Annotated in this window: 25 protein-coding genes; 13 read left to right on the top strand and 12 right to left on the bottom strand. The window is 69.7% G+C overall.

Going from position 1 to position 22,597, the window contains the following annotated elements; all coding sequences use genetic code 11:
• Positions 1 to 21: 21 nt before the first annotated feature.
• The gene (locus ACIBX3_RS51175) at positions 22 to 1,017 is read left to right on the top strand and encodes an arsenic resistance protein (RefSeq protein ID WP_397128034.1); all 996 of its coding nucleotides are present in this window, start codon (positions 22 to 24) and stop codon (positions 1,015 to 1,017) included.
• Positions 1,018 to 1,081: 64 nt separating this feature from the next.
• Here ACIBX3_RS51175 and ACIBX3_RS51170 read toward each other — a convergent pair whose 3' ends face one another.
• On the bottom strand, positions 1,082 to 1,459 hold the full coding sequence (locus ACIBX3_RS51170; protein WP_397128033.1) for a MerR family transcriptional regulator: 378 nt from the start codon (positions 1,457 to 1,459) through the stop codon (positions 1,082 to 1,084).
• A gap of 140 nt (positions 1,460 to 1,599) precedes the next feature.
• On the opposite strand from ACIBX3_RS51170, the gene ACIBX3_RS51165 reads away from it, so the two are divergent.
• Together ACIBX3_RS51165 and ACIBX3_RS51160 are read left to right on the top strand one after the other, a co-directional pair.
• Positions 1,600 to 1,998, top strand: a complete 399-nt coding sequence (locus ACIBX3_RS51165; RefSeq protein ID WP_397128032.1) for a hypothetical protein — start codon at positions 1,600 to 1,602, stop codon at positions 1,996 to 1,998.
• Between the two features lie 308 nt (positions 1,999 to 2,306).
• Positions 2,307 to 3,353, top strand: a complete 1,047-nt coding sequence (locus ACIBX3_RS51160; protein ID WP_397128031.1) for a recombinase family protein — start codon at positions 2,307 to 2,309, stop codon at positions 3,351 to 3,353.
• Positions 3,354 to 3,446: 93 nt separating this feature from the next.
• Here the strand turns inward: ACIBX3_RS51160 and mihF are convergent, their stop codons facing one another.
• The 5 genes from mihF to ACIBX3_RS51135 form a co-directional block, all read right to left on the bottom strand.
• Positions 3,447 to 3,758 (bottom strand): integration host factor, actinobacterial type, encoded by a 312-nt coding sequence (gene mihF / locus ACIBX3_RS51155; RefSeq protein WP_397128030.1) that lies wholly within the window; start codon positions 3,756 to 3,758, stop codon positions 3,447 to 3,449.
• A gap of 51 nt (positions 3,759 to 3,809) precedes the next feature.
• The gene (locus ACIBX3_RS51150; RefSeq protein WP_397128029.1) at positions 3,810 to 5,645 is read right to left on the bottom strand and encodes a pyruvate formate lyase family protein; all 1,836 of its coding nucleotides are present in this window, start codon (positions 5,643 to 5,645) and stop codon (positions 3,810 to 3,812) included.
• 304 nt (positions 5,646 to 5,949) lie between these two features.
• A complete protein-coding gene (locus ACIBX3_RS51145; RefSeq protein WP_397128028.1) occupies positions 5,950 to 6,990 on the bottom strand; it encodes a zinc-dependent alcohol dehydrogenase family protein in 1,041 nt (346 codons plus the stop codon).
• A gap of 249 nt (positions 6,991 to 7,239) precedes the next feature.
• Positions 7,240 to 8,961 carry a SulP family inorganic anion transporter gene (locus ACIBX3_RS51140; protein WP_397128046.1) on the bottom strand — a complete coding sequence of 574 codons (1,722 nt, stop codon included), beginning with the start codon at positions 8,959 to 8,961 and terminating at the stop codon, positions 7,240 to 7,242.
• A gap of 8 nt (positions 8,962 to 8,969) precedes the next feature.
• Positions 8,970 to 9,317 carry an ArsR/SmtB family transcription factor gene (locus ACIBX3_RS51135; RefSeq protein WP_397128027.1) on the bottom strand — a complete coding sequence of 116 codons (348 nt, stop codon included), beginning with the start codon at positions 9,315 to 9,317 and terminating at the stop codon, positions 8,970 to 8,972.
• Between the two features lie 216 nt (positions 9,318 to 9,533).
• Between ACIBX3_RS51135 and ACIBX3_RS51130 the strand changes: the two genes are divergently transcribed.
• From ACIBX3_RS51130 to ACIBX3_RS51110, 5 genes are all read left to right on the top strand, one after another.
• Positions 9,534 to 9,701: a hypothetical protein gene (locus tag ACIBX3_RS51130; RefSeq protein ID WP_397128026.1), complete on the top strand. Its 168-nt coding sequence runs from the start codon at positions 9,534 to 9,536 to the stop codon at positions 9,699 to 9,701.
• A gap of 150 nt (positions 9,702 to 9,851) precedes the next feature.
• Complete coding sequence (locus ACIBX3_RS51125) at positions 9,852 to 10,691, top strand: universal stress protein (protein ID WP_397128025.1); 840 nt, start codon at positions 9,852 to 9,854, stop codon at positions 10,689 to 10,691.
• Positions 10,688 to 11,158: an HPP family protein gene (locus ACIBX3_RS51120; RefSeq protein ID WP_397128024.1), complete on the top strand. Its 471-nt coding sequence runs from the start codon at positions 10,688 to 10,690 to the stop codon at positions 11,156 to 11,158. The genes ACIBX3_RS51125 and ACIBX3_RS51120 overlap by 4 nt, the downstream gene beginning before the upstream one ends.
• A gap of 10 nt (positions 11,159 to 11,168) precedes the next feature.
• Complete coding sequence (locus ACIBX3_RS51115) at positions 11,169 to 11,699, top strand: flavodoxin family protein (protein ID WP_397128023.1); 531 nt, start codon at positions 11,169 to 11,171, stop codon at positions 11,697 to 11,699.
• A 130-nt stretch (positions 11,700 to 11,829) separates the two neighbouring features.
• Positions 11,830 to 12,273: an ATP-binding protein gene (locus ACIBX3_RS51110; protein WP_397128021.1), complete on the top strand. Its 444-nt coding sequence runs from the start codon at positions 11,830 to 11,832 to the stop codon at positions 12,271 to 12,273.
• A gap of 120 nt (positions 12,274 to 12,393) precedes the next feature.
• Here the strand turns inward: ACIBX3_RS51110 and ACIBX3_RS51105 are convergent, their stop codons facing one another.
• The gene (locus ACIBX3_RS51105) at positions 12,394 to 12,822 is read right to left on the bottom strand and encodes an STAS domain-containing protein (RefSeq protein WP_397128020.1); all 429 of its coding nucleotides are present in this window, start codon (positions 12,820 to 12,822) and stop codon (positions 12,394 to 12,396) included.
• A gap of 371 nt (positions 12,823 to 13,193) precedes the next feature.
• Positions 13,194 to 13,370, bottom strand: coding sequence for a hypothetical protein (locus tag ACIBX3_RS51100; protein WP_397128019.1), 177 nt, complete (start codon positions 13,368 to 13,370; stop codon positions 13,194 to 13,196).
• 151 nt (positions 13,371 to 13,521) lie between these two features.
• Between ACIBX3_RS51100 and ACIBX3_RS51095 the strand changes: the two genes are divergently transcribed.
• Both ACIBX3_RS51095 and gap read left to right on the top strand, forming a co-directional pair.
• A complete protein-coding gene (locus ACIBX3_RS51095) occupies positions 13,522 to 13,896 on the top strand; it encodes a hypothetical protein (RefSeq protein WP_397128018.1) in 375 nt (124 codons plus the stop codon).
• A 442-nt stretch (positions 13,897 to 14,338) separates the two neighbouring features.
• Positions 14,339 to 15,322 (top strand): type I glyceraldehyde-3-phosphate dehydrogenase, encoded by a 984-nt coding sequence (gap, locus tag ACIBX3_RS51090; RefSeq protein WP_397128017.1) that lies wholly within the window; start codon positions 14,339 to 14,341, stop codon positions 15,320 to 15,322.
• A gap of 65 nt (positions 15,323 to 15,387) precedes the next feature.
• Here gap and ACIBX3_RS51085 read toward each other — a convergent pair whose 3' ends face one another.
• The 3 genes from ACIBX3_RS51085 to ACIBX3_RS51075 all read right to left on the bottom strand — a co-directional run bounded on the left by ACIBX3_RS51085 (position 15,388) and on the right by ACIBX3_RS51075 (position 17,876).
• A complete protein-coding gene (locus ACIBX3_RS51085; protein ID WP_397128016.1) occupies positions 15,388 to 16,554 on the bottom strand; it encodes a cation:proton antiporter in 1,167 nt (388 codons plus the stop codon).
• Positions 16,555 to 16,558: 4 nt separating this feature from the next.
• The gene (locus tag ACIBX3_RS51080; protein ID WP_397128015.1) at positions 16,559 to 17,038 is read right to left on the bottom strand and encodes a cation:proton antiporter regulatory subunit; all 480 of its coding nucleotides are present in this window, start codon (positions 17,036 to 17,038) and stop codon (positions 16,559 to 16,561) included.
• 160 nt (positions 17,039 to 17,198) lie between these two features.
• On the bottom strand, positions 17,199 to 17,876 hold the full coding sequence (locus ACIBX3_RS51075) for a helix-turn-helix domain-containing protein (protein ID WP_397128014.1): 678 nt from the start codon (positions 17,874 to 17,876) through the stop codon (positions 17,199 to 17,201).
• Between the two features lie 129 nt (positions 17,877 to 18,005).
• Here ACIBX3_RS51075 and ACIBX3_RS51070 point away from each other — a divergent pair, with 129 nt between their 5' ends.
• The 3 genes from ACIBX3_RS51070 to hypF all read left to right on the top strand — a co-directional run bounded on the left by ACIBX3_RS51070 (position 18,006) and on the right by hypF (position 21,892).
• Entirely contained in the window at positions 18,006 to 18,848 is an 843-nt protein-coding gene (locus ACIBX3_RS51070; protein ID WP_397128013.1) for a universal stress protein, read from the top strand.
• A gap of 107 nt (positions 18,849 to 18,955) precedes the next feature.
• Positions 18,956 to 19,612, top strand: a complete 657-nt coding sequence (locus ACIBX3_RS51065) for a CBS domain-containing protein (protein ID WP_397128012.1) — start codon at positions 18,956 to 18,958, stop codon at positions 19,610 to 19,612.
• A 9-nt stretch (positions 19,613 to 19,621) separates the two neighbouring features.
• Positions 19,622 to 21,892 carry a carbamoyltransferase HypF gene (hypF, locus tag ACIBX3_RS51060; RefSeq protein ID WP_397128011.1) on the top strand — a complete coding sequence of 757 codons (2,271 nt, stop codon included), beginning with the start codon at positions 19,622 to 19,624 and terminating at the stop codon, positions 21,890 to 21,892.
• Here the strand turns inward: hypF and ACIBX3_RS51055 are convergent.
• Positions 21,869 to 22,510 (bottom strand): response regulator, encoded by a 642-nt coding sequence (locus ACIBX3_RS51055; protein ID WP_397128010.1) that lies wholly within the window; start codon positions 22,508 to 22,510, stop codon positions 21,869 to 21,871. The genes hypF and ACIBX3_RS51055 overlap by 24 nt on opposite strands.
• Positions 22,511 to 22,597 lie beyond the last annotated feature (87 nt).

The following is a 22,597-nucleotide window of genomic DNA, read 5'->3' as shown; positions in this document are numbered from 1 at the left end:
GGCACGAGCGGGAGATGAGTGGTGACGCAGCAGGCAGAGCAGGTGCCGGGCCCGGCGGCAAGGCTGGTGACCGGGATGGAGCGGCACCAGGTCGCCATCTACGTGGGGGCGATCGCCGCCGGGGCCGTAGCGGGGTGGGCCACCCCGGGGCTGGGGCCGGTGCTGGAGCATGCGATCAACCCCGTGCTGGCGGCCTTGCTGTATGTGACGTTCCTGCAGGTGCCCGCGGCCGAACTGGCGCGCTCGCTGCGGGCGGGCCGGTTCCTAGCGGCGGCGCTGGTGGTGAACTTCGTCGTGGTGCCGCTGGTGGTCGCGGCGATGTTCGCCTTCCTGCCCGCCGACCAGGCGGTGCGCCTCGGCGTGCTGCTGGTGCTGCTGACGCCGTGCGTCGACTACGTGATCGTCTTCACCGGGCTAGCCGGGGGCGACAGCCGGCGCCTGCTGGCCGCCACCCCGCTGCTGCTGCTCGCCCAGATGGTCGCGTTGCCGGTGCTGCTGGTGGCGTTCATGGGCGCCGAGCTGACCACGGTGGTCGAGCCGGGGCCGTTCGTCGAGGCGTTCGTGGTGCTGATCGTCATCCCGCTGGCGCTGGCCTGGCTCACCCAGGCGTGGGCGGCCCGCCGCCCGGCCGGGCGCGCGCTCGCCCACGGGGCGGGCGCGGCGATGGTGCCGTTGATGGCGGCCACACTCATTACGGTGGTCGCCTCCCAGGTGCCCAAGCTGGACGGCAACCTGGCCGCGGTGGCCGCCGTGGTGCCGTTCTACGTGCTGTTCCTGGTCGTGATGGCCGTCGCCGGCCTCGCCGTCGCCCGCCTGTTCCGGCTGGACGTGCCGGCCGGGCGGGCGATCGTGTTCACCGGCGCGACCCGCAACTCTCTGGTCGTGCTGCCGCTCGCGCTGGCGCTGCCCGACGCGCTGACCATCGCCGCGGCGGTCGTGGTTACCCAGACCCTGGTGGAAGTGGTGGGCATGGTCATCTACGTTCGGGTGGTACCCAGGTTGATGCCCCTGCGTTAGCCGCTCGCCGAGCGGATCATGGTGCTCACCCGCGCGCCCGGCGGCGACACGCTGCCGGGGCCTTTCACCCGCGCGTGGTTTGGCCGAACCGGCAGTGGCCGGTCCGGCAGTCCTGAAGGCTCTCCACGGCGGCCCGCCGGGCCTTGGCCAGCTCGGCCATCTTGGCGTCGATCCGCTCCAGCACCGCCTCCAACCGCCACCGCTCGCTGTCACACGTGGCCCCGCCCGCGTCGTGCGCGGCCAGCGCGTCGACCACTTCATCCAAGGTGAAGCCCAGCTCCTGCAGGCCCTTGGCGAAGCGGATCCGCTCCACCGCCGCGGCGTCGAAGATGCGATACCCCGACGGCCTGCGCTCAGCGGCAGGCAAGACGCCGCGCCGTTCGTAGAAGCGCACCGTGTCCACGCTGACCCCGGCCTCGCTGGCGACCTGTCCGATCTTCACGTGACCCCGCCTCTTGACTCTGGACTATGGTCCAGACTCTAAGGTCTAGGGTGACGGCGCCGCAAGACAGCGGCGACTCTGTATCGCGAAGGAGTCCCGCCATGGACGTCCCGCCCGCTTCCACTCCCATCGTGTGTGACATGACCACCGCCCCCGACACCCCACAGCAGCGCCTGGACGAATACCGGAGCCTGTTCGGCCAGCACCTCATCAGCCGCGAGAAGACCGCGCAGGGCATCCGCTTCCAGTTGCGCGCCGAACCCGGCGTCGAAGAGCAGGTGCGGGACCTGGCCGCACGGGAGAAGGCGTGCTGCGCGTTCTTCGCCTTCGACATCCGCCTCGACGGCGGGCAGGTCATCTGGGACTGCGCGGTCAGCGACAACGACGCCGCCCGCGCCCTGCTAGAGGAGTACTACCTGCTGCCCGAGACCGCCGATCAAAACCCCGACGAGATGGAAAAGCGCCTGGCCGCCAAGGGCCTGCACTTCCGCACCGAACCGGGCGGCACCGTGCACCAGATAGTCCACAACCCAGCCTGACCCGCCCCCATCACCCAGGCCGGTGGCTCGCCTCCCAACAGGCAGGGCCGCCGGCCGTTTTGCAGAACCAGAGATCAACGCGGTCCGGGGCTCGTGACGCCGGTTCCTGCGGTCACCCCTGTGTACGCCACCGCGGATGAGCCAGGCGTTCGCGTTCTCAAAAACGAGCGATTGCCAGAGAAGATCACCGGACGGCCTCGCAGGGTTGGTTCTGATCGCCAGAGAGGCTGATTTCTTCTCAGAACTCGTTCTCATGCAAGTCTGTGGATCTCCGTATTCTGGGAAATGTTTGTGAGAGCATCTGGGGCATGACCGAGGTCCCGGAACCCCGCGAACACGCCAAATCAGCTCATCTGTCCGCTATCGCCGAGGAAGGCACCCGTGACGCTGATGAGGTCGAGCGTCACCCGTGCCCGCGATGTGCCGTCGCGGCGGGTTCGCCGTGCCGGTCGCGTTCGGGCGCGGTGGCCGGCACCTACCACACCGGCCGCTTCACCAAGATCCCCCGGCTGGCCAAGCTGTTGCGGGTGATCACCCCGGCCGACCGCAACCCGGGCCAGCCGTGGCGGCCGGGCACACCGCCGCCCGCGCCGCTCAGGGACGATGGGCCGTCGGCCGATATCCGGATCGGCTACGCCCGCTGCTCCGCCCTCACCCAGGAACTGCAGTCGCAGCTGGACGCGCTCGCCGCGCACGGCATTCCGCGGGAGAAGATCTTCGCCGAGAAGATCTCCACCCGGGTCAAGGTGCGCCCGCAGTTCGAGGCCGCGCTCACGCTCGCCCGGCAGATCAAGGCGCACGCCCCGCACTGCCGGGTCATCCTCGCCGTCTACGAGATGAAGCGGCTGGGCCGCGACGCCGCCGAACTCACCGCGCTGGCCGACCACCTGACCGCGCACGGCCTGGTCCTGGAGATGCTCGCCGGGCCGCTGGCTGGCATCTACGACCCGTCCGGGCCAGGCCGGATGCTGTTCGCGTTCTTCGCCGCGATGGCCGAGACCGAACGCGAAGCCATCCGCGAATCCACCCTGGAAGGCCTGGACGCCGCCGCCCGCAAAGGCAACCACGGCGGCCGCCCCCCGGTCATCACCGACGACATGCTGCACACCGTGCTACGCCGCAGAGCCGCCGGAGAACGCGTCGAAGACATCCGCAAGAACCTGATCATCCCGACCGGGAAACGCAAAGGCGAGAACCCATCCCTGGCCAGCATCTACCGGGCCCTCGCCGAGCACGAGAAGACACAGGCCTACCCCGAAGCCGTCGAGGCGGCCCACGCCGACTTCGCCCTCCTGCAAGGCGAAGACATCCCCCACCCCGCCCGGCCCGCATCCCACGCCCGGGCCAGGCGCTGACAGCGGAGCAGGCCGACCTTCGCCATCGCCTGCAGAGCCAGCCTCACCCGGACGCAGAGCTGCGATAGCGCACACGATCAACCCCGGGCACTGTCAGCTGATCAAAGCCCGCACAAGTCGCTCGCGCTGCTGCTCGTTCACCGCGCCAACACGCTGTTTCTCCTCCACCCCGCAGATGGCCATCAACGCCGCGACCCTGGCCGGCCCATATCCGGGAACGGCCCGCAGGACCGCAACCACCCGTGTCCTGCCGACCAGATGCTGCCCGCTGCGCTCGAGCACCTCCGCCACACTCACCGCGCCGGAGGCCACCTCCGCCAACAGCGCACGACGTGCCGTACGCGCCTCGGCCGCCTTCTCCAGCGCCTTCGCACGCTGCTCCGCCGTCCTCGCCGGCAGGGCCATCAGGAACCTCTCCTGTAGAGATATCGGCTGATCAATGACCCCCGCCAGAGATCACGACGGGGCCCGCCGCTGATCATCATCCCGCACAGCGTCACCAGATGTGACACTAAACCCGACTCGCCGTTCCGCTCCTACTGGCAGGCCCTTTTCCATGAACGAGCGGACGAGGTCGACGGCGATGGCGTCGGCGCGGTCGTCGTTGTTGCCGTAGGCCGGGTAGTCGCCGTCGAGCTCGTAGTCCACCGCCAGGCCGGTCGCGTCGCGGATCACCTTGACGCGGGCGTGCTTGATCGCCGACAGACTGTCGGCGGCGACGGACAGGCCGGCGATGCCGCAGGCCAGCGTGCGCTTGACCGGGTAGTCATGCAGGGCCATCTCGATGCGCTCGTAGGCGTACTTGTCGTGCATGTAGTGGATGATGTTGAGGGCGTTGACGTAGGTGCGCGCCAGCCAGTCCATCATCCGGTCGAAAGCGGCCATGACCTGCTCGTAGTCGAGGAGGTCGCCCGTCAGCGGCGGGTACGCCGGGCCGATCTGGGCGCCGGTGATCTCGTCACGGCCGCCATTGATCGCGTACAGGAGCGTTTTGGCGAGGTTGACGCGGGCGCCGAAGAACTGCATTTGCCGGCCGACCGGGGCGGCCGATACGCAGCAGGCGATGGCGGTGTCGTCGCCGAAGCGGGGCCGCATGAGCTCGTCGCTTTCGTACTGGATGGCGCTGGTCTCGATCGACAAGGTGGCGCAGAATCTCTTGAACGGTTCCGGTAGGCCAGGCGACCACAGGACAGTGAGGTTGGGTTCGGGGGCGGGGCCGAGGTTGCGCAGCGTCTGCAGGTAGCGGAAGCTCGTACGGGTGATGAGCGTGCGACCGTCGTCGCCCATGCCGCCGATCGACTCCGTCACCCAGGTGGGGTCGCCGGAGAAGAGCTGGTCGTATTCGGGGGTGCGCAGGAAGCGGACGATGCGCAGCTTGATGACGAAGTCGTCGACGAGCTCTTGGGCCCGCTCCTCGGTGATGCGGACTTCGGCGAGGTCGCGTTCCAGGTAGATGTCCAGGAACGTCGAGGTCCGGCCGAGTGACATGGCGGCGCCGTTCTGCTCCTTGATGGCGGCCAGGTAGCCGAAGTAAAGCCATTGAACGGCCTCGTGGGCGGTGGCGGCCGGGCGGGAGATGTCGTGGCCGTAGGAGACGGCCATGCGCTTCAGCTCATCCAGGGCTCTGAGCTGCTCGGACAGCTCCTCGCGGTCGCGGATCACCGCGTCGGTGGCCGGGCAGGAGTCCAGGGAGCGCAAGTCGGCGTGCTTATGCGCGATCAGCTGGTCAACGCCGTACAGGGCGACGCGGCGGTAGTCGCCGATGATGCGGCCACGGCCGTAGGCGTCGGGCAGACCGGTGATGATGCCGGAGCGGCGGGCGGCCAGGATCTCGGGGGTGTAGGCGTCGAACACGCCGTCGTTGTGAGTCTTGCGGTATTTGGTGAAGATCTCCTTCACGTGGTGGTCGAGGGTGTGGCCGTAGGCGGCCAGGCCGTTCTCAACTATGCGCAGCCCGCCGGTAGGCATGATGGCCCGCTTCAGCGGCGCGTCGGTCTGCACGCCAACGATCAGCTCACGGCCGAGGTCGATGTAGCCCGGCCCGTGTGAGGTGATCGACGACGGAGTTGTGGCGTCGATGTCGTAGATCCCGCGCGCGCGCTCCTCGGGGAACAGCGCCGACACCTCCGTCCACAGGGCTCGCGTGCGCTTCGTCGGTCCTGCCAGGAAGCTTGCGTCGCCCTCGTACGGTGTGTAGTTGGCCTGGATGAACGCGCGCACGTCCACCGCCGAGCGCCAGTCCGTCCCCTGGAAGCCGCGCCATGCACCGACCTCGACCTCGGTGACCGTCATCATTCCTCCTCATGGTGAATGTCCGATCTCACTCTTGTCGGCGGAGTCCGGGACCACATCGGTCGAAGGGCATCGGCGGGCGGGACCAACGTCCCTGCAGAATCCACACGATGGTCGCCAGGGTGAGCGGTCAGCGTTGCCGCCACTGGTTGACCAGACGAGTGCTTTCATCGGTCGATCCAGTCGTAGCCGTACCAGCCGGCTCTGCCGTAGCGGATCTGCACCAGCCGTGGCCATGATGCCTGTGGTGAAGGCCCGGACCCCGACGGCGATCCCGTGACCATCAGCTCCAGGCGCAGGTCCGTCAGCTGCGGGACAGGACCACCTTGACCGCACCCGTCGACTTCGGGTCGGCGAAGGTCTCATAGGCGGCGGCCATGTCGTGCAGTGCGAAGCGGTGGGTGATGAAGCCGCTGGGGTCCAGGCGTCCGGCGGCGATCATGTCCAGGAGAGTCGGTGTGGAGTGGGTGTCGACCAGGCCGGTGGTGATGGTCACGTTGCGGATCCACAGGTCCTCCAGATGGAGGGTGGCCGGTTCGCCGTGCACGCCCACGTTGGCCACGTGTCCGCCGGGCCGCACCAGTCGGGTGCACAGTTCGAAGGTCTCCGGAATGCCGACGGCCTCGATGGCGACGTCGGCGCCCAGCCCGCCGGTCAGCTCGCCGATCGCGGTGGCAGGGTCGTCGCCGACCCCGACGATCACGTCCGCGCCGAGGCGTTTCGCGGCTTCCAGCCGGGCCGGGGCGGGGTCGACGGCGATGATGTGGCTCGGCGTGAAGAGCTGGGCGGTGGCGATCGCGGCCAGGCCGATCGGGCCGGCGCCGACGACCACGACCGTGTCGCCCGGTCGTACGCGGCCGTTGAGCACGCCTACCTCGTAGGCGGTGGGCAGGATGTCGGCCAGCATGAGCGCCGCTTCGTCGGAGACGCCCTCGGGCAGCAGGTGGGTGGAGGTGTCGGCGAAGGGAACTCGCACGTACTCGGCCTGGGTGCCGTTGATGCGGTGGCCGAGGATCCATCCGCCGCCACCCAGGCATTGGCCGAACATGCCCCTGCGGCAGTAGCGGCAGCGCCCGCACGCCGAGATGCACGACACCAGGACGCGGGCTCCTGGCTTGAGGGTGGTGACCGAGGCTCCGGTCGCCGTTACTGTGCCGACCGCTTCATGGCCGAGGATCGTGCCCGGCTGCACGGCGGGCACGTCGCCCTTCAGGATGTGCAGGTCAGTGCCGCAGATGGTGACCGCGTCCACTCGTACGATCGCGTCCGTGGGCTCGACCACCTGTGGATCGGGAGTCTCCTCCCATGACCGCTGACCCGGCCCGTGGTACATGAGTGCCTTCACTGTGCCTCCTCGTCGGCTTTCCCTCTTCACGCTTGCCGGTGATGGACTGAGGCGACCAGGGACGAAGGTCCCTCACATCGGTGCCTTTGGCCTCCGGGTGTTCACGGCGGTACTGGTGTGCTGGTGGGAAGCGGTCCGCTTTGGGCCACCTCCAGAGGGCGGCGCTTGATCGCCTACGCCCGGACATCGTGAGCGCGGCATAGCCGTGACCGACATCGCCCGCAACCGCGGTGGGTGGTTGGCGGCGGGTTATGGTTCGCCGATCGGCTGGGCGCGGACCGGGGTGCTATCCCTGGTGGAGGTGGGCAGGATGCCGGTGTGGTGCAGGTGGTCGCGGGCGGCGGCGATGGCGTCAGGAGTGGTGGCGAAGACGTGCCCGGCCTGGTCCAGGCGGGCGATGACGCCCAGGGCGTGCAGGGGCTGGTGGTGGCCGTCGCGGATGCCGGAGATGTAGACGGTGATGCCGCGTCGTTGTAGCCGTTCGATGGCGTCGGCCAGGACCAGGGCGCCGCTGGCGTCGACGGTGGTGACGCGGGACATGCGCAGGATCACCACGGAGACGGCGGCGACCTCGGACAGCTGCAGCAGGAAGCGGTGGGCGGCGGCGAAGAACAGCGGTCCGTCCAGGCGGTAGGCGACGATGTGCTCGGCCAGGAGGGTGTGTTCTTCGTCGGTGTGGTCGATAGGCAGGTCCGGGCGCAGCGGCATGGCCTCCAGACGGACGTCGCGGGCGATGGCGCGCAGCGCGAGCGCGCCGGCCACGATCAGGCCGAGGATGACGGCCTGGACCAGGTCGAGCGCCAGCGTGGCCAGGGCGGTGAGGACCAGCACGACGGCGTCGCCGCGGGTGGAGCGCAGCATGGCGGCCACCGAGCCGACCTCGACCATACGGATCGCGGTGGCGAGCAGGACGCCGGCCAGGGCGGCCAGCGGGATCTTGGCGACCAGGCCGGAGGCAGTGAACACGATCACGGCCAGGATGGCGGCGTGCGCCAGCGCGGCCAGGCGTGAGTGGGCGCCGGAGCGGACGTTGACCGCGGTGCGGGCGATCGCCCCGGTCGCCGGGACGCCGCCGAACATCGGTGTGATCAGGTTGGCCAGGCCCTGGCCGAACAGCTCCCGGTCCGGGTCGTGGCGGTGGCTGACGCTCATTCCGTCGGCGACCGCGGCCGACAGCAGCGATTCCAGGCCGGCCAGCGCGGCCACCGCCACGGCGGGGGCGATCAGCGAGCCCAGCGCGGCCACATCGAGGAAGGCGAGAGAGGGGGCGGGCAGTCCGGCGGGCAGGTCTCCGATCCGGGCCACCTCCAGCCCGGTCAGCTCAGCGGCCAGGGTGGCGGCGGCCACGGCGAGCAGGGAGAAGGGCACGGTGGGCCGCCAGCGTGCGCCGGCCAGCATGAGCGCGGCCACGCCGGCCGCGATCGCCGGCGGCCACCAGGCCGGGTCGGCGACGAAATCGAGCAGGGCCTGCCAAGCCACCACGCTCACCTTGTCCCCGGCCGGGGCGGGAACGCCGAGAGCGGCCGGGATCTGCTGCAGGCCGATCACGCAGGCGATGCCGAGCGTGAAGCCCTCCACCACCGGGGCAGGTACCAGGGCTATGTATCGGCCGGCGCGGGCCAGCGCCAGCGCGATCAGCAGCAGCCCGGCCAGCACCCCGACCGTGAGCACGCCGGAGGCGCCGTGGGCGTGCATGATCGGCACCAGGACGACAGTCATGGCGCCGGTCGGGCCGGACACCTGCAGGCCCGAGCCGCCGAAGAAAGCGGCGATCGCGCCGGCGACCACCGCGGTGGCCAGCCCGGCCTCCGCGCCGAGACCGGAGGAGATGCCGAACCCGAGCGCCAGCGGCAACGCCACGATCGCCACCGTCAGCCCGGCCAGCAGATCCCGGCGCGGGCGGCGGCCCATGGCGGCCAACTCGGCGCGGGCGGGCAGCACCGAGCGCAGGCGGGCCCAGCCGGCCGACATCAACACGGTCACAAGGCGCCGTTCTCGGACTTTTCCGCAAGCAGCTCGCTGAGCAGCTCGTTCTGCCCTGACAGCTTCTCGGTCAGGAGCTCGCGGGCCGCGCGCAGCAGGTTGGCCACGTTGCCGCCGGCCAGCGCGTACATCACGGTGGCGCCCTCGCGCTGCGCGCTGACCATGCCGGAGCGGCGGAGCACCGCCAGGTGCTGCGACAACCCCGTCGGCTCCACCTCGATCGCGCCCAGCAGGTCCCGGACCGGCTTCGGCCCGTCCTGCAGCAGCTCCAGCACCCGGATCCGCACCGGGTGACCGAGCAGCCGGAACAGCTCGGCCTTGGCCTCGTACAGCGGTACCGACATCACGCGCCCGCCTCTCCCCCCGGGCCCAGCAGGCCCTCGTCGATCGTCACCCCGTGCGCACGAGTCGGGCCGGCAGGTGTTGTCCAGAGCAATTGCGCATTTTCGCAATTACGATAGCTTACGGCAAAGGTAGACTCGTGACCGCATCGCGTTCCACGACAACGCCCAGGCGGGGGCCATCGGCGGTCTCCATCGAGGCACGCCTCCGCGCACGGGGTGAGCGCCGCCTTCCACGCGCAGGCGCTGGAAATGCAACATTTGCGGGAGTTCATGCGCCAGGAGCTCTGCTCGGGCGCGTACCCACAGATGATCATGCGGCTCGGCATCACGTTCGAGGCCAAGGAAACGGTCCGCCGCCGCCCACTGTCCGATCTGGTCGACTGAGGCGCCCCGAAACCCGCGACGCACTCGTCGATGGCGCCTCATGTCGATCGAGGACCAATGGCCTCTTGCCAGGGACTTAGGCCTCGGGTGCACAGAGTTGCCTTTCGCGAAGGTGGATGGGAGAGAGTCCGACATGTGAAAGGTGGCGTGATGACTAGTCACATCGCGGTTGGTGTGGACGGGTCCGCACCGGCGACCGCGGCAGTGGAGTGGGCCGCCGCCGACGCGCAGCGGCGCGAGCTGGCCCTGCGGATCGTGCACGTATGCGAGCAGCGGCCGCACAGCGACGGCATCGAGTACTGCGCTGGCGCGCTGGAGGCCGCCGCCGACCGGGCACGGGAACTCACCGGCATTGTCAAGGTGACGACGGAGCTGCTCAGCGGCAACGTGATCAAGGATCTGACCGCGGAATCGGAGTCGGCGGACAGCCTGGTGCTGGGCAGCAGAGGGCTCGGCGGATTCGCCGGGATGGTGGTCGGCTCGGTCGGCTTGGCCGTGGCCGGGCACGCCGCCGGAACGGTCGTCATCGTCCGTGCTCCCGCCGTGGTGCGCTACGACACGGTGGTGGTCGGCTATGACGGCTCCGGGCATTCGGAGGCCGCAATGGCCTATGCCGTCGAGCAGGCTCGGGCACGGAAGGCGCGGCTGCACGTCGTCTTCGCCTGGCGGGTGCCGATGTACTCGCCGTACGCCGTCACGTACAACAGCCTGATCGAAGCCGCCATGCAGGATGCGATGCGCGCCGCGCACGAGCGCGTCGAGCCCTGGCGGGTCCGCAACCCCGACGTCGACATCAGCGACGAGCAGCGATGCGCGCATCCTGTCACCGCGCTCATCGAGGCGGCACGGTCGGCGGATCTGGTCGTGGTCGGCTCGCGCGGCATGAGTGGTCTCGCCTCGGCCCTGCTGGGCTCGGTCAGCCACGGGGTGCTGCACCACGTGACCTGCCCGGTCGCGATCGTACGACCGCACGCAGAGGAGACGCCATGACCGCGGAGTCGCTGACCGCCGAGCAAGTGATGAGCCGCATCCTGGTGGCCGTCAGACCGGATGAGTCGCCGCTGATGGCCTGGGAGTTGATGCGGCGCGCCGGCGTCCACCATCTGCCGGTCGTCGACGGCCGGCACGTGCTGGGCATCCTGACCCGCGAGCAACTGGCGGCGTCCTGGTCGGGAGGGCCTGAGGAGCAGTCCAGCCGCCAGGTCCGGACATTGCTCAGGCGCGAGCACAAACCGCTGATCCGGCCGGACACTCCGCTGGTCAGGGTCGCCGCCGTCATGCTCGACACCGGGTGCGATGCCGTGCCGGTGCTGTCGGACGACGGGCTGATCGGGATGGTCACGGTCCGCGACGTGCTGTCGGCCGTCGCCGGACGTATCAGGCCGGCCGAAGGGCCCGGCCAAGTTGTCACCGGCATGTTCCACCTGGAACCGGTACTGCCCCACGAGAATCGATAGGAGACGTGCGATGGACGCGCTGGTCGTCTACGAATCCATGTACGGCAACACCAAGCAGATCGCCGAAGCAGTAGCAGAAGGGTTGTCCTGCCGATTGCGAGCCGAGGTCGTGGAGGTCGGCTCCGCGCCCGCACAGGTTGGGCCGGCCGTTGGGCTGCTCGTGGTGGGCGGGCCGACGCACGCCTTCTCCATGAGCAGGGCCTCCACCCGCCAGTCCGCCGCCCAGCAGGCCACAGGGCCGCTGATCTCACCCGGCGACGGCGTACGCGAATGGCTGGCCACGCTGAGCACCTCCGCGGCAGGGCTCGGCTCGGCCGCGTTCGACACCCGCATCGCCAAGCCGCGCATGCCCGGCTCGGCCGCTCGCGGCATCGCCAAGCGGCTGCGCCGCCTCGGCATCAGAGCACTCGCGCCGGCACAGAGCTTCTACGTCGTGGGGACGCAAGGGCCGTTGGTGGACAGTGAACTGGAACGGGCCAGGCAGTGGGGCGAGAGCCTCGCCGCGTCGCTTCCTGTTACGGCTCCTGACGAGAACGCTTGACACTCGAACAGACGCGGAGGCCTGTCCGCCCGGTTTCGCCTCCGCGTTTAACGATCGGCGAGCCGGAAACCCAACGGAGGAGCTCGCGTACCTCCCTTTTTTGACCCCGACCGGCGCGGGCTCGGCAGTCATGACTGAGGAGTTCGAGCTGCGCTGCCCCATTGGCTTCGACCTGGGCTTCATCCGTGACCTGGTGCGCGTCCACGCCGCCCGCGGCGGCCTGGGCGGTGAGCGGGCAGACGAGCTGGTGCTGGCGGTCAACGAGGCGGTCACCAATGTGCTCGACCATGGTGGCCAGGCAGGCACGATCACCGTGCGCAGCAACCATGAGGGGGTCACCGTACAGATCCTCGACACGGCCGGCCGGCTGACCCACGACCGCCTGGCAGCAGTCGAGGTGGAGCCCACGCGCTCGCACGGCTTCGGTCTGTGGGTGATCCAGCACCTGTGCGACGCGGTCACCCTGGAACAGATTGTCTTAGGCTCCCTGCTCACCCTGCACATGCAGCACCGACCGCAGGCGCGCCGCGATGCGACTCGTCGCGGCGTTGCGCGGGGTGCGGCGTCCTCATAGGCGCTGGCGAGGAGGCGAGAACACGAGCCTGCGAGGCCGCGCTGGGTTGGCGTCGTTTGATCGTCGGCGTCTGGTGGGCCGTCGCATGGCATCGGTGTACTGGAGAGCGCCGGCCAGGAATCAGGATCCGGGTTCGCCGGGTGTGATCGGTGGCGCGTCGTGCGGCCCTGGACGGGAGCGGCCGTTGATCGGGGTGTACAGACGCATGTCTCCGCTCACGCGCCAGCCCAGTAGGCTCAGCAGCCTACGGGCCAGTGGCGGGACCGGATCGAGGATCAGTCTGCGCGGTGCGGGAAGCTCGGCGGCCACATTGGCGATCAGCCGCAGCGCGGCAGCGTCGATGAAGTGCAGGTCGCCCAGATTGAGGTGGACGTCGCCCTTGCAGGCGGCTACCGCCCAGGTCAGAGCGCGAGCCAGGCAGGGCCGGGTATCACGGTCGATCTCGCCGCTGATGCGCAGGCCGCACGGGTCCACCACGGGCGTGATCTGGGCATGGCTACCACCAGTCAGGGACGTCATCGCACTCCAAAACAAAAGGGTTTCGGGCATCACCGGAACAGGGGCCGAACCGGCCACCACGCGCCGGGCTACGCGGCAAGCAAGCACCAAAGGAGTACCACGTCGGACAAGACGCGGTGGCGCGCACGGTCAGCGGCGCGGCATCACGCCGGACGAACCGCCACGGTCACGCCATCACTTGTTCTGTCAGGCACCGGCGCTCTCACCCCGTGCCTGCTGGGGGTGCCTCGGCTCGCTTGCGGTTGTCGTATCTGCTGCCCTCGACGGCGTGCTTTATGCCCCTGTGCCCATGTGACCGCCCTCTGTAGCGGTGCGCTTGTGGCCGTCGCCCAGCGGGGACTGCGGCAGGCGCCTTATCGTCTCTAGCCACATGCCTGCCATTGTGGTGCCGATTTGGGGAGTCAACAGCACTCCAGGTGTTCTTGGGTGCGCTGAAGGCGCTCAACGCTCTGGACGAGCGCGAGGTTAGCGGCGATCAGTGTGCGCACCTGCTCTTCGAGGTCGGTGACCCGTTTCTTCAGGACCAGCAGCTGAGGTTCGAGCGCCGGCGATTCCATGATCATCCGTCCACTTGCCATGACCGGTTCACCTCCACATGTGGGGCACACCCTCATCGTGGCTGCCCCGCTCACACCATGACACAGGCGAACGTCCCCGCCCGGGGGGACCAAAGGCACTGGCGGCCGTCTCGCGCCGGGCGGACGTTCGAGGGGAAAGGAGGTGGCAGAGATGAGGCTGACCTGGAAGGACGCTCTCGCGACAGTGGTCGTGGGCGTGAACGTGGCCATCTACGCAGCCTTCATTCAAGGCGCGGACGTGCCCGTCATCAGCGGCGTGCGCGGCGCCACCGCGGCGATCCTGCTGCTCGGCTTGGTGGGCGGCTGCGCGCTGGGTTCGCCCGGCGACATGTCGGCGGGCAAGGGAAGGTTGTACACGGGCGTGGCCGGCACGCTGGGTGGCATCGCGTTCCTGGCGGGTGTGCTCGGGCTGATCGCGGCCAGTGAGCTGGCGCTGGCGGTGTTGTTCTACGCCACCATCGCATTGTGGCTCATGGCCACGGTGCGGCACGCGTTCACTCCTTCGAAGGTGGAGGAACTCAGGTGAAGGTGAGCCGAAGGTCCCCGCAGGAGGGGTCCTTCGGCTCGCGCGCCCGCGGATGATCTGGTGGAAGCATGGACGCCACCACGCATGCTCTCGCCGGACTCTCCCACGGCGAGACCGCCGGGCTGCTGGCCGCGCGGGGGCGTAACGAACTGCCCAGGCCCAAGCGGCCTCGGTGGTAGCGCGGCATCTGGCCGACCCGTTGTCGGTCCTCTGCTGATCGCCGGGATGGTCACGCTCCCGCCGCTTTGACTCCGCCGCTGTGCGACCTGGCGCGGAGGGCGAGGGCCAGCCGGACGGCCCGATGAAACGAGGACGTGTGGCATGGCGTCGGCTCGGCCGGTTCGACGCCACTCAACGTTGTTCCCATGAGGGGCCGAAGGTCCCATCACAAGCAGGACCGTCGCCTCTAAGCGTCGGTCCCACAACGCCGGACGATACGGACATGAGAATCGGAATCAACGGGTTCGGCAGGATCGGCCGGGCCGTCCTGCGTCGCGCATTGCGTACCGACCTTGACATCGTCGCTGTCAACGACATCACCGACCCGGCCGCGCTGGCTCACCTGCTCAAGCACGACTCCACCTATGGCCCGCTCGACCTGCCCGTCGCCTCCTCCGGCTCCGCCTTGGAAGTGGACGGCCGCACGATCGTGGTCAGCAAGCACGCCGACCCGGCGGAGATCGACTGGCGTGCCCACGACGTCGAGCTGGTCATCGACGCCACTGGCCGTTTCCGGACCAGGGACGCTCTGGCGAGCCATCTCAAGGCCGGCGCCCGCAAGGTCCTGCTCTCTGCTCCCGGCAAAGACCTGGACGTCACGATCGTGCCGGGTGTCAACGACGCCGCCTACGACCCCATCCGGCACGAGATCGTCTCCCTCGCCTCGTGCACCACGAACTGCGTCGCGCCGATGGTCAAAGTGCTGCACGAGCGCTTCGGCCTCGTCCGCGGCTTCATGACGACCATCCACGCCTACACCGGTGACCAGATGCTGCTGGACGCCCCTCACAAGGACCCGCGCCGCGCCCGCTCGGCGGCGGTGAACATCGTGCCGACGACCACCGGCGCCGCCCGCATGGTCGGCCAGGTGCTACCCGAGCTGAACGGTCGGCTCGACGGCATCGCCATCCGGGTGCCGGTCGAGGACGGCTCGATCACCGACCTGTCCGCCCAGCTCAGCCGCCCGGTCACCACGCAGGAGGTCAACGAGGCCTTCGCCGCGGCCGCCGAGAATGACCTGCACGGCATCCTGCGCTACAGCACCGATCCGCTCGTCTCCCGCGACATCATCGCCGACGCTTCCTCGTGCGTGTTCGACTCGGCCCTCACCCAGGCCAACGGGGACCTGGTCAAAGTGTTCGGCTGGTACGACAACGAGTGGGGCTATGCCAACCGGCTCGTCGAGATGGCCCAGCGGATGGGGTGACCAAGGACGTAGCCCCACCGCGGCAGGAATGGGCATCATGGCCGGTCGGGCGCCGGCACAGGGACTCAGGCCCTTTGCAGCTGCTCGGAAGGCCTGCTTGCATGCCGAGCACCGATGAAGCGGGTGGTGAGCGGCCCCGCGACGGCCAGGACGAACACGTAGGCGGCCACCAGGGGCGCCAGCACGGGAAGCTGCGCCCCGGCCAGACCCACGATGACGATGGAGAACTCTCCGCGGGCGATCAGCGCGGTGCCCGCGCGCAGCCGGCCGCGCCGACCCACCCCGTCGCGGGAGGCCGCGTATCGGCCGGTGAGGACCTTGGTGAGCCCCGTGACCACGGCTAGCGCCAGCGCGGCCGGCAGCACCGGCAGCAGCTCGGCGGGAGACACCGACAGGCCGATGGCCAGGAAGAACACCGCGGCGAACAGGTCACGCAGCGGCGCGGTGACGGTACGGGCACGCTCGGCGGTCCGCCCGGTGAGGGTCAGGCCGACCAGGAAGGCGCCCACGGCCGCCGAGGCGTGGACGTACTCGGCCAGAGCCGCCACGACCATGGTGAGCCCGAGCACGCGCAACATGAGCTGCTCATCGTCAGGGTGCGCCACGAGCCGGCCGATGTGATGGCCCCACCGGTAGGAGGCGGCAAGGGCGGCCAGCACCGTACCCACCGCGACCAGCGCGCCCGCCACGGCCTGCCACCAGACGCCGCCGGAGGCCAGCACGGCCAGGACCGGCAGGTAGGCGGCCATCGCGAAGTCCTCCAGCACCAGTACCGACAGCACCGACGGGGTCTCACGGTTGCCCAACCGCCGCAGGTCGCCCAGCAGCCGGGCGATGATCCCTGAGGAGGAGATGTACGTAGCACCGGCCAGCGCCACAACTCCGACGCCGTCCAGGCCCAGCAACCAGCCCGCCACGGCACCCGGGACCGCGTTGGCCAGCAGATCCACACCCGCGGAGGGCAGGTGCCGGCGCAAGCTCGAGGTGAACTCGCCGATGGAGAACTCCAGACCCAGCGCCAGCAGGAGCAACACGATCCCGATGGAGGCGGCGGCCCGGACGAATCCCGCCGCGGTCGGGACAGGCAGCACTCCTCCCTCGCCCAGCGCCAGCCCGGCCAGGAGGTAGAGCGGGACCGGCGACAGGGCCCCGCGGCGGGCCAGGGACCCGAGGGCGCTGAGAACGACCAGGATGAGGCCCAACTCCAGCAGCAGGGCGATCGAGATGTGCACGCATTCAACCCCGGATGATCCGCGTCACGCCCGCGATGCCGTCCTGGGTACCGACCACCACCAGAACGTCACCAGGCCGCAACACCTCGTCGGGACCGGGCGAGGCGATCACATCCTCACCCCGTACGATCGCCACCACCGACGCGCCGGTGCGGGTCCGCGCTCGCGTGTGCCCCAACGGACGATCCACATACGGCGAACCGGGCGTCACCCTCACCGGTTCAGTACTCAACCCGGGCACCTCCCGGGTCAGGTCCGCGAACCGCTCGGCAATCCGCGGCGCACCCAAGATCTGGGCCAGCGCGTCGGCCTCCTCCTCGTTGAGCCGGAACAGCGGCCTGCCCTCGTCCAGGTCACCGCCGGCATAGCCGACCACCTCGAACTCGCCCGTCCGCCGAGCCACCACGCCGATCCGATCCCCTGCGTGGGTGGTGAACTCATACCGCAGTCCAACGCCCGGCAACAGCACCTCGTTCACGTCCATGCAGCCATCATCACGGTAGGTGAACGCCTCTTGTGGGATGTCACCGTTGGTGACCACGCCGGCTGTAGGGCGCTTGGGAACAACCGAACGCGCATCGGCAACAGCGCGTTCCGTAGTAGGGACATCCCCTACCAGTGCTGTCGGCGTAGCCGGTCGTCCTTCAGAGGGCGTGGATGCGCCGGCCGGTGATCTGGTGCGGGACGATGCGGATGTACAGCGGTCGGTCGCCGCCTGCCCACGGGGTCACGTGAGCCTCGGCGACCTTGTCCACCTCGTCTCCCGGTACGTGGTGAGCGGGGCCCTGGACCAGGACGCTCCAGCCCTGCCGCATGGCCTCGTCGATCCGGTCCACCTCGAAGCCGATCAAGATTTCGACCCCTTCCCGTCCGGTGCGCAGGTCCTGGTCCATGGGCCCACCGTAGGCGGTACGGAAGACGATGGCGCCGTCGTGGACCTTGTAGTTCACGGGTAGCACGGTGGGCCCGTGGGAGCCGTTGAAGGCCACCCTGCCGATGCCGCCCGGCGCGATCAGGCGCAGGCATTCCTGGGGGTCCAGGACCTGCAGGACGGGGTTGGCAGCGGCGATGTCAGGGCCGGGCGGGTGGTCGAGGCCACTGTCGAGCAGGTCCTGGGGTGTGATCTCCAGGGCGGTGGCGAGCCGGATCACCGTATCTGTCTCCGGGACGTCCGGGTGATCCTCCAGGTACTGGAGGTATTCGGCCGATAGGTCCGTGCGGGCGGCGACCTGCTCGCGGGTGAGGCCGAGCTGGTCGCGGTGATGGCGAATACGGCGTCCGAAATCGCCGGTGCCTGTCATGAGCGTGTCCTCCCTGGTCATGGTCCTGAAGCTACCCACTGGCCCATGCGGGAGACAGGGTCCTTCGGCCCATGCCGGACTGACCTCTGGCCCTGCAGCGAGCCTGCGCGGGCGCGGTCCGATGGGTGGGTGAGCGAAGGAGGACACATCATGATCACCGTAGGAGTGGACGGCTCGGTGACCGCACGGGCCGCGGTGGAATGGGCGGCCAACGACGCCTTCCGCATGCGGGTGCCGCTGCGGATCGTGCATGCCGTGGACCGCACCCCGTACCAGGTCGGCAGATACCCCAACCCGTCCCTGCCCGATGCGCTGTTGCGTGAAGGGCGGAGGATCCTGCGCGAGGCCGAGGCACTCGTGCACGAGCGCCAGCCCACGGTCGAGGTCACGACGCAGGAGGTGGAGGGCGCGCCCGCCACGGTCCTGCGCGATCAGGCCAAGGACGCCACTGAGATCGTCGTCGGCAGCCGCGGGCTCGGCGGGTTCGCCGGCGCGCTGCTGGGGTCGGTCAGCACGCAGGTGGCCGGACACGCACGCTGCCCGGTCGTGGTGGTGCGCCCCGAGCATCGGCCGGTGCACGGGGAGGTCGTGGTCGGGGTCGACGATTCGCCGGAGTGCGAGCCGGCGCTGGCCTACGCCTTCGAGCAGGCCAAGCTGCGTGGCGCCACGCTGCGGGCCGTGCATGCCTGGCAGTTGCCGGTGCATGCCTTCGCGCCGGAGGCCACCTACGACATGGACGAGGTCCGTACGGCGCAGCACCAGGTCGTCCGTGACCGGCTGAACGCTGCCCGCGAGGAGTATCCGCAGGTGACGGTCGTCGAGGACGTCCATGCGGCGCACCCCGTGGATGCGCTGGTCGAGGCGTCCGGGAAGGCGGATCTGCTGGTGGTGGGCTCACACGGGCGTGGCGCCATGGGGTCAATGGTGCTCGGTTCGGTCAGTCGGGGTGCGCTGCACCACGCCAACTGCCCGGTGGCGGTGGTCCGCTCATAGGAACCGCCGGCAGGTCGGGGACTTTGGACCCCGACACGCGGGACGTTCGCCGCTGTGAGGCAAGGCCGCCGAGGAGGAGCGTGGGAGTGGAAGTGAGGAGGCATGTCATGTCGATCGAAGTCAAGGACGTCATGGGCCGGGTGGCCATCGCCGTGCTGGAGGATGCGTCCTTCGCCGACATCGTGGCCGCGATGAAGCGGTACGCGGTGGGCGCGGTCACCGTGATCGACGCCGACCGGCGGCCGGTGGGCGTGGTGTCGGAGGACGATCTGCTGCTCAAGGAGATCGATCCGGTACGGCACAGCGTGTCGATGTTCGAGTCCCGCCGCCGGCGGCGCGAGCACGACAAAGCCGCGGGGGTGCGGGCGGCTCAGCTCATGACCTCCCCGGCGATCACGGTCACGCCGGGCACCTGCGTGCGTGACGCGGCCCGGGTAATGCACGACAAGCGCATCAAGCAGCTGCCTGTGATCGACCCGGTGACCGGGCGGATCATCGGCACGTTGCATCAGCGTGACGCGCTGCGGGTCTTCGCCCGTCCGGTCGCGGAGCTGGAAGCGGCCGCCAGGGCCGTGCTCCCGGATCCCGAGGCGATCTCCATCGAGATTGACGGGGGTGTGGTGAAGCTCAGCGGCCGGGTGCAGTGGAGGTCCCAGGCCATCGCGATGGTGGAGGCGGTACGGGCCATCGAGGGCGTCGTCGACGTGACCTGTGAGGTGGCCTCCGACAAGGACGACCTCCTCACCGTTCCCCCGCTGCTGTAGGAGCCGGTGATGGACGCCGCATGGAGGATCGAGGTACACGGGATCGTGCAGGGCGTCGGCTTCCGGCCGTTCGTCCACCGGCTGGCGACCGCCGCCGGGATCCGCGGGCACGTCCGGAACGCCGGCGGGCACGTGATCATCTCGGCGAGCGGCTCACCGGCCTGCCTGGAGGAGTTCGTCTCCGGGTTGACGACCATGCGTCCCGAAGCGGCCCGTATCCGTGACGTGGTCGTCACTCCCGGGACGCTCGATCAGGAGGCCGTCGGGTTCAAGATCGTGGAAAGCCAGGCCCTGCCTGGTCCTGCCCGCGAGATCCCGCCGGACCTCGCCACGTGCGCCGATTGTCTGCGCGAGCTGTTCGACCCGGCGGACCGGCGCTATCGCTACCCCTTCATCAACTGCACCGCCTGCGGCCCTCGCGCGACCATTATCGAGAGCCTGCCCTACGACCGGGCTCGCACCTCCATGCGCGGGTTCGAGATGTGCACGGCGTGCGCCGCCGAATACCATGACCCGGCAGACCGGCGCTTCCACGCCGAGCCGATCGCGTGCGCCTCCTGCGGCCCTCGGATGCGTTTCTTGAGCTTGACCGGGGAGGCGGCTTTGAGGGCGGCGGTGGACGTCATCGCGGGCGGCGGCGTGATCGCCGTCAAGGGGCTCGGCGGCTTCCAGCTCGTCTGCGACGCGATCAACGACGCACCCGTTTCACGGGTGCGCCAGGTCAAGGCCCGCGACGCCAAGCCGCTGGCGGTCATGGTGCGCGACATGGTCACCGCCGACGCGCTGGCCGGCCTGTCGGAGAACGACCGCCGCCAGCTCGGCGCGCCGTCCGCGCCCATCGTGCTGGCTCCGCGACGGCACGGCGTCCTGTCGCCCGGGATCTGCCACGGCATGCCGGACATCGGGCTGTTCCTGCCGTATACGCCGCTGCACCACCTGCTCCTGGACGCGCTCCGCCGCCCTCTGGTGGTGACCAGCGCCAATCAGGCCGACAGCCCCATGCTGATCGACGATGTCTCCGGCCTCGACGTGGACGGCGTCCTCACCCACGATCGGCCCATCGTGGCCCGCTACGACGACTCGGTCGTTCGCTCGTTCGGATCGCGCGCCACGACGATCCGCCGCGCCCGTGGGCTGGCTCCGGCCATGCTGCCGCTACCGGTCACCGCCCCGCCGTTGCTGGCCGTGGGTGCGCAGCTGAAAAGCACGTTCACGCTGGCCGGCGGCCACGGAGCGGTGCTCGGGCCGCACATCGGCGATCTGTCCGATGCCCAGACTCTGGAGGCGTACGAGGAGGCGCTCGCCCACCTGCGCCGCATCCACGGCATCGAGCCCGTGCACGCAGTGCACGACCTGCACCCCGACTATCTGTCGACCCGGCTGGCGCAGCGCTGGCCGAGCCGCGTCGCCGTGCAGCACCACCACGCACACGTCGCCGCCGTGGCCGCCGAGCACCGGCTGGAGCCGCCGTTCCTCGGCGTCGCCTACGACGGGCTCGGCCTCGGCGACGACGGCACATTCTGGGGTGGCGAGCTGCTGCTGGCCGGCTACACCGGCTACCGGCGGCTCGGCCGCTTCTCCCACGCTCCGATGCCTGGCGGGACGGCGGCCGTACGCAGGCCCGCCCGCATGGCACTCGGTTACCTGCTCGGCGGCGAGACCAGCACGGGCCCCATCCCCAGCGGTCTCGCCGCCGACCTGCCCGATGCGGACGTCATCGGCCGCATGATCACGCAACGCGTGAACTGCCCGATCGCGTCCAGCGCGGGCCGCCTGTTCGACGCCGCGGCCGCGCTGCTGGGCCTGTGCCATGTCAACGGCTTCGAAGGCGAGGCCGCCATGCGCCTGGAGCAAGCCGCCACGGCCTACCCTGGCACCGACCCGCTGGCCTGGCGGCTGGAGCGGCAGGGCGGCCTGTGGGTGTACGACGGCCTGGCCACGCTGCGCGACCTGCTGGAGGCCACGAGGGACGGCGAGCCGGTCGGCCGGATCGTCGCCGGGTTCCACGCCACCATCGCGGCCGTCACGGTGCTGATGTGTGAGCGGGCCGCGACCGAGCACGACGTCACCCAGGTGTGCCTGTCGGGAGGGGTGTTCCAGAACCGGCTGCTGGCCACCGACGTGCTCGCCCGGCTGTCGGCGGCCGGGTTCGAGCCGTACATCGGCGAGCAGGTCCCGGTCAACGACGGCGGCATCAGCTACGGTCAAGCGGCGATCGCGGCGGCGAGACTGTCACGTACTGATCACGGGCGCGGCTCATTCGCGACGGTCTGCCCGTAGCCGGGCGGACAGCGCGGCGGCCTGGGTTCGGCGCTGCATGTTGAGCTTGGACAACAGGTTGGAGACGTAGTTCTTGACGGTCTTCTCGGCCAGGAACAGTCGCTCGCCGATCTGCCGGTTGGTCAGCCCTTCGCCGATCAGGTCGAGGATGTGGCGTTCCTGCTCGGTCAGCGCGGCCAGCGGGTCCTTGTGGGCGGCCTGGTTGCGCAGCCGCTGCAGCATGGCCGCGGTGGTCTGCGGGTCGAGCAGCGACTGGCCGGAGGCGACGGTGCGGACCGCACCCACCAGGTCGGAGCCGTGAATCTGCTTGAGAACATAACCGGCCGCGCCGGCCATGACCGCGTCGAACAGGGCGTCGTCGTCGGCGAACGAGGTCAGCATCAGACAGGCCAGCTCGGGCAGCCGGGAGCGGACCTCCCGGCACACGTCGACGCCGTTGCCGTCGGGCAGGCGCACGTCGAGCACCGCCACATCGGGCCGCAGCGCCGGGATGCGGGCCATCGCCGACTCGGCGGTTCCCGCCTCGCCAATGACTTCGATGTCGTCCTCGGACTCCAGCAGAGCGGCCACCCCGCGCCGCACGACCTCATGGTCGTCAAGCAGGAACACACGAATCATGCCTCCGACGCTAGTCACACGATCCAGGATCCCAAAGAGGCCAAAGTCCCAAGCTGTGCATAGCCGAGGTATTTGGCCGACCGAATG

Origin of the sequence: Nonomuraea sp. NPDC049480, assembly GCF_044465905.1 — a bacterium.
Taxonomy (GTDB): domain Bacteria; phylum Actinomycetota; class Actinomycetes; order Streptosporangiales; family Streptosporangiaceae; genus Nonomuraea.
This window is presented reverse-complemented; position numbering and strand designations above follow the sequence as displayed.

Bases quoted from the DNA above. Each gene is read 5' to 3' on its own strand.
- ACIBX3_RS51165 (WP_397128032.1), top strand. From the start codon at position 1,600: ATGACCACCGCCCCCGACACCCCACAGCAGCGCCTGGACGAATACCGG.
- ACIBX3_RS51160 (WP_397128031.1), top strand. From the start codon at position 2,307: ATGACCGAGGTCCCGGAACCCCGCGAACACGCCAAATCAGCTCATCTG.
- mihF (WP_397128030.1), bottom strand. From the start codon at position 3,758: ATGGCCCTGCCGGCGAGGACGGCGGAGCAGCGTGCGAAGGCGCTGGAG.
- ACIBX3_RS51150 (WP_397128029.1), bottom strand. From the start codon at position 5,645: ATGACGGTCACCGAGGTCGAGGTCGGTGCATGGCGCGGCTTCCAGGGG.
- ACIBX3_RS51140 (WP_397128046.1), bottom strand. From the start codon at position 8,961: ATGTCGGCCGGCTGGGCCCGCCTGCGCTCGGTGCTGCCCGCCCGCGCC.
- ACIBX3_RS51135 (WP_397128027.1), bottom strand. From the start codon at position 9,317: ATGTCGGTACCGCTGTACGAGGCCAAGGCCGAGCTGTTCCGGCTGCTC.
- ACIBX3_RS51125 (WP_397128025.1), top strand. From the start codon at position 9,852: ATGACTAGTCACATCGCGGTTGGTGTGGACGGGTCCGCACCGGCGACC.
- ACIBX3_RS51120 (WP_397128024.1), top strand. From the start codon at position 10,688: ATGACCGCGGAGTCGCTGACCGCCGAGCAAGTGATGAGCCGCATCCTG.
- ACIBX3_RS51115 (WP_397128023.1), top strand. From the start codon at position 11,169: ATGGACGCGCTGGTCGTCTACGAATCCATGTACGGCAACACCAAGCAG.
- ACIBX3_RS51110 (WP_397128021.1), top strand. From the start codon at position 11,830: ATGACTGAGGAGTTCGAGCTGCGCTGCCCCATTGGCTTCGACCTGGGC.
- ACIBX3_RS51105 (WP_397128020.1), bottom strand. From the start codon at position 12,822: ATGCCCGAAACCCTTTTGTTTTGGAGTGCGATGACGTCCCTGACTGGT.
- ACIBX3_RS51100 (WP_397128019.1), bottom strand. From the start codon at position 13,370: ATGGCAAGTGGACGGATGATCATGGAATCGCCGGCGCTCGAACCTCAG.
- ACIBX3_RS51095 (WP_397128018.1), top strand. From the start codon at position 13,522: ATGAGGCTGACCTGGAAGGACGCTCTCGCGACAGTGGTCGTGGGCGTG.
- gap (WP_397128017.1), top strand. From the start codon at position 14,339: ATGAGAATCGGAATCAACGGGTTCGGCAGGATCGGCCGGGCCGTCCTG.
- ACIBX3_RS51080 (WP_397128015.1), bottom strand. From the start codon at position 17,038: ATGGACGTGAACGAGGTGCTGTTGCCGGGCGTTGGACTGCGGTATGAG.
- ACIBX3_RS51075 (WP_397128014.1), bottom strand. From the start codon at position 17,876: ATGACCAGGGAGGACACGCTCATGACAGGCACCGGCGATTTCGGACGC.
- ACIBX3_RS51070 (WP_397128013.1), top strand. From the start codon at position 18,006: ATGATCACCGTAGGAGTGGACGGCTCGGTGACCGCACGGGCCGCGGTG.
- ACIBX3_RS51065 (WP_397128012.1), top strand. From the start codon at position 18,956: ATGTCGATCGAAGTCAAGGACGTCATGGGCCGGGTGGCCATCGCCGTG.
- hypF (WP_397128011.1), top strand. From the start codon at position 19,622: ATGGACGCCGCATGGAGGATCGAGGTACACGGGATCGTGCAGGGCGTC.
- ACIBX3_RS51055 (WP_397128010.1), bottom strand. From the start codon at position 22,510: ATGATTCGTGTGTTCCTGCTTGACGACCATGAGGTCGTGCGGCGCGGG.